At 72.0% G+C, this 7199-nt stretch carries 8 protein-coding genes; 4 read left to right on the forward strand and 4 right to left on the reverse strand.

Features of this window, described 5'->3' with window-relative positions:
- Positions 1 to 65 precede the first annotated feature (65 nt).
- Positions 66 to 935 (forward strand): helix-turn-helix domain-containing protein, encoded by an 870-nt coding sequence (locus tag ACFYWS_RS28030; protein WP_389280978.1) that lies wholly within the window; start codon positions 66 to 68, stop codon positions 933 to 935.
- The gene (locus ACFYWS_RS28035) at positions 936 to 1208 is read left to right on the forward strand and encodes a DUF397 domain-containing protein (RefSeq protein WP_389280979.1); all 273 of its coding nucleotides are present in this window, start codon (positions 936 to 938) and stop codon (positions 1206 to 1208) included. It abuts the gene before it with no gap.
- A gap of 79 nt (positions 1209 to 1287) precedes the next feature.
- Here the strand turns inward: ACFYWS_RS28035 and ACFYWS_RS28040 are convergent, their stop codons facing one another.
- The 3 genes from ACFYWS_RS28040 to ACFYWS_RS28050 all read right to left on the reverse strand — a co-directional run bounded on the left by ACFYWS_RS28040 (position 1288) and on the right by ACFYWS_RS28050 (position 4276).
- Positions 1288 to 2823, reverse strand: coding sequence for a glutamate synthase subunit beta (locus ACFYWS_RS28040; protein WP_389280980.1), 1536 nt, complete (start codon positions 2821 to 2823; stop codon positions 1288 to 1290).
- Between the two features lie 114 nt (positions 2824 to 2937).
- Entirely contained in the window at positions 2938 to 3423 is a 486-nt protein-coding gene (locus ACFYWS_RS28045) for a DUF1772 domain-containing protein (protein WP_389280982.1), read from the reverse strand.
- Positions 3424 to 3487: 64 nt separating this feature from the next.
- Complete coding sequence (locus ACFYWS_RS28050; protein WP_389280983.1) at positions 3488 to 4276, reverse strand: DUF2293 domain-containing protein; 789 nt, start codon at positions 4274 to 4276, stop codon at positions 3488 to 3490.
- Between the two features lie 44 nt (positions 4277 to 4320).
- Here ACFYWS_RS28050 and ACFYWS_RS28055 point away from each other — a divergent pair, with 44 nt between their 5' ends.
- The gene (locus tag ACFYWS_RS28055; RefSeq protein WP_389280985.1) at positions 4321 to 4953 is read left to right on the forward strand and encodes a uridine kinase; all 633 of its coding nucleotides are present in this window, start codon (positions 4321 to 4323) and stop codon (positions 4951 to 4953) included.
- A 27-nt stretch (positions 4954 to 4980) separates the two neighbouring features.
- Here ACFYWS_RS28055 and ACFYWS_RS28060 read toward each other — a convergent pair whose 3' ends face one another.
- On the reverse strand, positions 4981 to 6108 hold the full coding sequence (locus ACFYWS_RS28060) for a magnesium and cobalt transport protein CorA (protein ID WP_389280987.1): 1128 nt from the start codon (positions 6106 to 6108) through the stop codon (positions 4981 to 4983).
- Between the two features lie 173 nt (positions 6109 to 6281).
- On the opposite strand from ACFYWS_RS28060, the gene ACFYWS_RS28065 reads away from it, so the two are divergent.
- On the forward strand, positions 6282 to 7082 hold the full coding sequence (locus tag ACFYWS_RS28065) for a methyltransferase domain-containing protein (RefSeq protein ID WP_389280988.1): 801 nt from the start codon (positions 6282 to 6284) through the stop codon (positions 7080 to 7082).
- Positions 7083 to 7199: the final 117 nt, after the last annotated feature.

Consider the following 7199-nt stretch of genomic DNA (forward strand, 5'->3'; position numbering starts at 1 on the left):
CGGTCCTTTTCCCGCGATGAAAAGTGGCGGGATTCAGACATCGGGACTACTGGGAGGTAGGGGGCGTGAGCGAACCTCGGTCCGCGCCGACGGTCGGCCAGGTCGTTCTCGGCCGCCGCCTGCAGGACCTGCGCGAGGGCGCCGGGCTCAAGCGCGAGGAGGCCGCGAAAGTACTCCGCGTGACCGCCGCGACGATCCGCCGCATGGAAACCGCCGAGGTCTCCCTGCGGATCCCGTACGTCCAGCTGCTCCTGAAGGCCTACGGCGTCGCCGAGGACGAGGCGGCCTCCTTCGTGCAGCTCGCGGAGGACGCGAACAGGCCGGGCTGGTGGCAGCGCTACCACGACATCCTGCCCGGCTGGTTCTCCATGTATGTGAGCCTGGAGGGCGCCGCCCGCCTCATCAGGTCGTACGACCCGCACTTCGTGCCCGGCCTGCTGCAGACCGAGGACTACGCGCGCGGGGTGCTGGATTCCGGAGCGATAGGGCGGGCGCTCGCCGAGGACCCGGACGTCGTCGAGCGGCATGTCGCCCTGCGGTTGCAGCGTCAGGCCCTGCTCACCCGCGAGGACGCGCCCCGGCTGTGGGTCGTGATGGACGAGACCGCCCTGCGCCGCCCGGTCGGCGGCGCGGACGTGATGCGCGCCCAGATCGACCGGCTGCTCGAAGCGATGGAGCTGCCGAACGTGACGCTTCAGGTCGCGGAGTTCGCCGCGGGCCCGCACCCGGGCACGTACGGCCCGTTCGTCCTGTTCCGATTCGCGATGCCGGAACTGCCGGACATGGTCTACAGCGAGTACCTGACAGGCGCGGTCTACCTCGACGCGCGCCCCGAGGTGGCCACCCACCTGGAAGTCATGGACCGCATGGCGGCGCACGCCGCGACGGCACAACGCACAAAGGAGATCCTCCGCGATCTCCGCAAGGAGCTGTGAATGGACTCGATCAAGGGCCGAATACGGGGCGTCGACGGCGAGCCGATCTACAACGGCATGCCCGCGCGCGAGCTCGGCAGCGAAGGCTGGCACAAGCCGTGGAGCGGCGGCAACGGAGGCAACTGCCTCGAAGCCATGAAGCTGGCCGACGGGCGCGTCGCCGTACGTCAGTCCTCGGACCCGGACGGGCCCGCGCTGATCTACACCATCGGTGAGATCTCCGCGTTCATCGAGGGAGCGAAGTCGGGGGCGGCGGACTTTCTGCTGTCGTGACGCGCGGCGGGTCGCCCGTGTTCAGGTGGGTGGTCCGGGTGGTCCGGGTGGTCCGGGTGGTCCGGGTGAGCCAGGTGGTTCAGACGGTCATCGGGCGGTCGTGCGCCCCGATCGGCTCCGGCAGCCGCGTCCGCCCCGTCAGCCAGCGGTCGACCGCGGCGGCCGCCGCCCTCCCCTCGGCGATCGCCCACACCACGAGCGAAGCCCCGCGCCCCGCGTCGCCCGCGACGAACACGCCCGGCACGCCCGTCGCGAAGGCGGCATCCCGCGCGAGACGGCCCCGCTCGTCGAGACCGAGGCCCAACTGGTCGATGAGGCCGCCGGCTTGACGCTCGGGCCCGTGGAAGCCGAGCGCGAGCAGCACCAGATCGGCGGGCAAGGCCCGCCCCGTTCCCGGCAGCGGCCGGCGCGCCGCGTCCACCTCCACGAGGTGCAGCGCACGCACGTGTCCCGCGGCGTCCCCGGTGAAGCGCAGCGTGGAGGCGGCGAAGAGGCGGGCGTCGGCATCCACGTCGGCCGCCGGCGCGGTGCGCAGCTCGCCGGCCTCCTCGTGCGCGGCGGAGAGCCGGTACAGCTTCGGGTACGTCGGCCAGGGCTCGGCGTCCTCGTCGCGCGCCTCGCCGGGCCGGTCGTAGATGTCCAACTGCGTGACGGACGCGGCCTGCTCGCGCACCGCGGTGCCCAGACAGTCGGCGCCGGTGTCGCCGCCGCCGACGATGACGACGTGTTTGCCGGTCGCGGTGAGCGGCGACTGTGGTGTGTTCTCCCCGTTCCCGTTCCCGTTCCCGCTGCCGTTGCCGTTCTTCTCGTACGTGCGGTTGGTCCATGGCAGGTACTTCATCGCCTGCTCGACGCCCGCCAACTCCCGTCCAGGTACGTCAAGTTCACGCCACTGCGTGGCCCCGGTCGCGACGATCACGGCGTCGTAGCGGGACCGCAGGACGGCGGCCTCGATGTCCCGGCCGACCTCCGTCGACGTACGGAATCGCACCCCCTCCTTGGTCAACTGGTCGAGGCGGCGGTCCAGTTGACGCTTCTCCATCTTGAACGCGGGGATCCCGTAGCGCAGCAGCCCGCCCGGCCGGTCGTCCCGCTCGTACACGGCGACCGTGTGCCCGGCGCGCGTCAGCTGCTGCGCGGCCGCGAGCCCGGCGGGGCCCGAACCGACGACGGCGACGGTCAGACCGCTGTGCCGCTCGGGCGGCTGCGCGGACACGAAGCCCTCGTCCCAGGCCCGGTCGGCGATGGCGACTTCCACGTTCTTGATGGTGACGGCCGGCTGGTTGATGGCGAGGACGCAGCCGGCCTCGCACGGGGCCGGGCACAGACGGCCGGTGAACTCCGGGAAGTTGTTCGTGGCGTGCAGCCGTTCGCTCGCCGCCTGCCAGTCGTCCCGCGAGACCAGGTCGTTCCACTCGGGGATCAGGTTCCCCAGCGGGCACGCCTCGTGGCAGAACGGGATCCCGCAGTCCATGCAACGGTCGGCCTGCGCTTCGACGATCGGCAGCAGGCCGCCGGGGACGTACACCTCGTCCCAGTCGTGGACCCGCTCCCCGACGGGGCGGCGCGGTGCCTCCTGGCGTGACGTGGTGAGGAAGCCCTTGGGGTCGGCCATGGCCGTCTCCCTACGCCGTGACTGCTGGCTATGCCCCTCTTCGTCACGATACGTCGGGTGGGCGCGGACCGCCGCAGCTCACGTCAGGCCTCACGTCAGGCCTCACGTCAGGTCTCACGTCAGGGCGAGTACGAACAGCAGCGAGGCGGCGGCTCCCGTCGCGGCCCGTACGTGGTTCCACCGCACCCACTCGGCGACATACGTCCGCCACTGCGCGGCGCTGCTCTCGGACTCCTCGTCGCCGGAGAGACCGGCGAGCGCCGCGTTGCGCGGCACGTTCGCCAGGACCGTCACGCCGAAGGAGCCCGTCAAATACAGCGCGCAGCCGAGTAGCAGCTCGATGGTGCCCGCATCGGGCCAGAGCACGAACGTCACGACCGCGATCACCGCGCACAGCACCGCCGCGCCGAGGAAGACGGCCATGAACGGCGGCGTGAGGGCGGCGACGTTGATCGCGTTCATCGCGGCGATCCCCTGCGCGGCGGGCAGCGCGCCAAGGCCGCGCATCACGAATGTGGAGAACGCGACGAACACCCCAGAGCTCACCCCGCACCAGACCGCCCCCAGCACGACCAGCACGAAATACGGACCTTCGATCATGTGCCCCCCCCCTATCAAGGGGGATCATCCCGCAGTTTGTCGGTCGTGGACAGTGATTTCACGATTACATTGAGCGAACGGTGCCGGTTGTGGCGGTTTTGTGGAGTACGGCGGGGGTGGTGGTGGACGGGGTGGAGGTCGAGGTGGGGGTTGGGGCGGGGGTCGCTGCCTGCCATCCGTCCAGTACCGCCGCCACCGCCTCGGCCACCCGCGACCGCGCCTCCCACCGGGGCACGCCCTCCATCAGCAACCGGTCATAGGGCGTATCCACATGGCGCACGGCGGCCCGCACCGCGGCCGCGACCGCCCCCTCCGAAAGCGCCCGCCCCGCCGCGCTCCGGCCCACCCGCCCGCTCCCGCGCGCCCCGGCATGCGCGGCGATCGCCGCCGCCCGGCCCTCGGGGCAACCGGGAAACAGCCGCCGGATCCGCGCCGCGAACTCCGCCACGAACACCACGTCCTGCGCCGCCCGCCGCGCCGCGTCCCGCGCCCGGCGGCGGGCCCGCGCCTCCGCGTCCGCCAGGCAGCGCGCCTCGGCCCGCGCGAGCGCCGGCTCCTCGACGAGCACGCCCTGCCGCTCGTACCGACCGCGCCGCCTGTGGAAGCGCACGACGACGGCCGAGAGCGCGCTCTCCTCACGTGCCCTGCGGGTCAGCGCCGTGTCTCCGCGCGGCAGGAACACGAGGTGGCCGAGGTCGGCGCAGTCCAGACAGCGGGGCTGCCCGCCCTCCAGGGTCAGGAACCCGAGCGGCCCCCGCCGGCAGGCGCCGCACCGCTTGCGCTTGACCGGCTGGAAGACGAGCGGGCTGCGTGTGGCCGCTCCTGTGGGTGGCGGCGGGGCGGCTCTGGTCATACGAGCGTGATGCCCGCCCGAGAGCGCCCTGCATCATGGAGTGCGTGCGACTCGAAGCGATCACCTGGGAACGGCTCGGCGGCGCCCTCGCCGAGCGGCTGCTCGACCTGAAGCCGGCCGACGGCGGACCGTGGCTGAAGGTCGCCCTCGACGGAGCGCCTGCCGCCCGCCCCGGCGAGCTCGCGGCGCTCGTCTCCGAGTCTCTGCGCACCCGCGGCCGGTCTTCGCTCACGGTCGGCACCGAGGGCTTTCTGCGCCCGGCCTCGCTCCGGTTCGAGTACGGGCACCGGGACGTCGAGGCGTACTACAGCGGCTGGTTCGACACGGGCGCCCTGTGGCGCGAGGTGTTCGGCCCGCTCGAACCGGACGGCACGGGCCGCGTCCTGCCCGACCTGTGGGACCCGGTCACGGACCGCGCGACCCGCAGCGGCTACGTCCAACTCCCTCCCGGTGGCGTGCTGCTGATGCACGGCCCCCTGCTCCTGCACCACTGGTTCCCCTTCGATCTGACCGTGCACGTGAGCCTGTCGCCGGGCGCGCTGCGGCGACGCACCCCCGAGTCCGAGCAGTGGACGCTCCCGGCCTTCGAGCGCTACGACTCCGAGACCGGACCCGCGACCAGCGCCGACGTCGTCATCCGCGCGGACGACCCGCGCCACCCGGCGTGGAACGGGTGACCGCTCCGCCCCGCGCGGCTGCGCCGCTCACAGCCAGCCGTTGCGCTTGAACCCCCGGTACACCACGAAACAGATCGCCGCTATCACCGACATCATCAGCGGATAGCCGAACCGCCACTGCAACTCCGGCATGTTCTCGAAGTTCATGCCGTACACGCCGCAGCCCATCGTCGGCACGGCCACGATGGCGGCCCACGCCGTGATCTTGCGCATGTCCTCGTTCTGCGCGACCGTCACCTGCGCCAGATGGGCCTGCAGAATCGAGTTGAGCAGTTCGTCGAAGGCCGCTATCTGCTCCGCCGCCCGCAGCAAGTGGTCCGACACGTCACGGAAGTACGCCTGTATCTCGGGCGGCACGGCGGGGAGCGGGCGCCCCGCAAGCTCCTGTATCGGCCGGGACAGCGGCACCACGGCCCGCTTCAACTCCAGCAGTTCACGCTTGAGTTGATAGATCCGGCCGGGGTCGGCCTTCGCGCTGTTCGGCGCGAAGACGTCCGCCTCGACCTCGTCGATGTCCGCCTGGACCTCGTCGATCACCGTCAGATAGTCGTCGACGACGCTGTCCGCGATCGCGTGCAGCACCGCCGCCGGGCCCTTGGCCAACTGCTCCGTGTCCGCCTCGATCCGCTCGCGCACGGGGCCGAGCGAGCCGTGCCGGCCGTGCCGCACCGTGATCACGAAGTCCTGGCCGAGGAACACCATGATCTCGCCGGTGTCCACCACCTCACTGGTCGCGGTGAGCTCCGTGTGGTCGACGTAGCAGACCGTCTTCAGGACGGCGAAGAGCGTCTGTCCGTACCGCTCCACCTTGGGCCGCTGGTGTGCGTGCACCGCGTCCTCGACGGCCAGGGGGTGCAGGTCGAACAGCTCGGCGATGTCCGCGAACTCCAGCTCCGACGGCTCGTGCAGCCCCAGCCAGACGAACCCGTCCGCCGCCTTGCGCACCGCGCGCACCGACTCGACGAGATCGCTGTCGCCCGACTCGCGCACGCCCTCCCGATAGGTCACGCAGTTCACCACCGCTGAGCCCAGCGGGGAGCGCGCCGGGTGGCTCAGGTCGACCTTGGGCGTGCGCCGCGCGAGCCGTGCGACCTTGCGCAGGCTGCCCACCCTGCGCAGACCGCCGACCTTTCGCAGATTGCCCGCCATGGACATGCTCGGCCCCTCCCGTGTTCCATCCGTTTTCCGTCGCGTTTCCGTCGCGAAGACGACTTGGTGGGCCAGTCTGCCAGCGGCCACCGACAGTGCGTCCACCCCTGGGGGAACGGAAGGTTCCGCTCCGCTGCGCAATGTCCCGTATCCAACGATTGGGCTGGGATGATCGGTTCATGATGCGATCAGGCGAGCACGCGTACCTCCTCGACAACCAGCAGCCCGAGGCGGGGCGGCGCTTCGACGCCTTCTCGGTCCTCTTCGACCCCACGACGTTCCGGCACATCGAGCGTCTCGGCATCGGTTCCGGCTGGCGCTGCTGGGAGGTCGGGGCCGGTGGCACGTCGGTGGTCTCGTGGCTCGCCCGGAAGGTCGGCCCGACCGGACGGGTCCTCGCCACCGACATCGACACGTCCTGGCAGACCGCCACGCCCCGCACCCCCGTCGAGGTGCGGCGCCACGACATCGGTGTCGACGAGCCGCCCGCGGAGTCCTTCGACCTGGTGCACGCACGGCTGGTCCTGGTCCATGTCCCGGACAGGGAACGGGCGTTGGCGTCGATGATCCGTGCGCTGCGACCCGGCGGCCGGCTGCTCATCGAGGACGCCGACCCCGCGCTTCAGCCTCTGCTCTGCCCGGACGAGGCGGGTCCCGCGCAGGAGCTGGCCAACCGCCTGCGGCACGGCTTCCGTTCCCTGCTCGCGGAGCGCGGCGCCGACCTGTCGTACGGCCGCAAGCTGCCCGGACTGCTGCGTGCGGCCGGCCTGCGGCAGGTCGAGGCGGACGCGTACTTCCCGCTGGCGTCACCGGCCTGCACGGCGCTGGAGACGGCGACGGTGGGGCAGATCCGCGCGCAGCTCGTGACGGCGGGCCTGGCGACGGACGACGAGATCGACCAGCACCTGGCGCATGTGGCCGAGGGCGCGATGGACCTGGCGACGGCTCCGCTGATCTCGGCGTGGGGGAGGAAGGAGTAGGGGGCTACGGAGGTGGGGGTGGTGGGGGGGGCCCGGGGCGGGGGGCCCCCCCCCCCCGCCCCCCCCCCCCCCCCCCCCCCGCCCCCCCCCCGGGGGGGGCCCCCCCCCCCCACGGAG

The sequence above is a fragment of the Streptomyces sp. NPDC002795 genome (assembly GCF_042888725.1).
GTDB lineage: Bacteria > Actinomycetota > Actinomycetes > Streptomycetales > Streptomycetaceae > Streptomyces.

Excerpts from the sequence above, each read along its gene's own strand:
- ACFYWS_RS28050 (WP_389280983.1), bottom strand. The coding sequence starts at position 4,276 with ATGACCAGAGCCGCCCCGCCGCCACCCACAGGAGCGGCCACACGCAGC.
- ACFYWS_RS28065 (WP_389280988.1), top strand. The coding sequence starts at position 6,282 with ATGATGCGATCAGGCGAGCACGCGTACCTCCTCGACAACCAGCAGCCC.
- ACFYWS_RS28060 (WP_389280987.1), bottom strand. The coding sequence starts at position 6,108 with ATGTCCATGGCGGGCAATCTGCGAAAGGTCGGCGGTCTGCGCAGGGTG.
- ACFYWS_RS28035 (WP_389280979.1), top strand. The coding sequence starts at position 936 with ATGGACTCGATCAAGGGCCGAATACGGGGCGTCGACGGCGAGCCGATC.
- ACFYWS_RS28040 (WP_389280980.1), bottom strand. The coding sequence starts at position 2,823 with ATGGCCGACCCCAAGGGCTTCCTCACCACGTCACGCCAGGAGGCACCG.
- ACFYWS_RS28045 (WP_389280982.1), bottom strand. The coding sequence starts at position 3,423 with ATGATCGAAGGTCCGTATTTCGTGCTGGTCGTGCTGGGGGCGGTCTGG.